The sequence below is a fragment of the Salifodinibacter halophilus genome (genome assembly GCA_012999515.1).
In the GTDB taxonomy this organism is placed as follows: domain Bacteria; phylum Pseudomonadota; class Gammaproteobacteria; order Nevskiales; family Salinisphaeraceae; genus Salifodinibacter; species Salifodinibacter halophilus.
The window spans coordinates 1-248 of record JABEEB010000523.1 but is presented as its reverse complement, the minus strand read 5'-3'; the positions used below and the strand labels follow the sequence as shown (position 1 = coordinate 248).

At 69.0% G+C, this 248-nt stretch carries 1 protein-coding gene; it reads right to left on the bottom strand.

Translation table 11 applies throughout. The features are described 5' to 3' along the window. Positions 1 to 248, bottom strand: a 248-nt coding sequence (locus HKX41_12700; protein NNC24994.1) for a peptidase C39, incomplete at both ends; no start/stop codon positions are given.

Genomic DNA, 248 nt, shown 5'->3' with positions numbered 1-248 from the left:
CGCCGACCACGGCCAGGACGATGCCGTTCCAGCCACGCACGAACTCGGCTTCCGGCATCACCCGGTGGCCCAGCGCCGGATCGGCGACGAACACGCGTCCGCCGGCGGCGCCCTTGACCACGACGAAGTGGCGATAGCCGCGCAGATCGAGCAGGGCGATCACCGGCATCTGCAAGCGATACAGCGCGTCGGCGTCGATGCGGAAGCCGTGCGCGCGCAGGCCGATGCTTTCGACGTAACGCTTCATG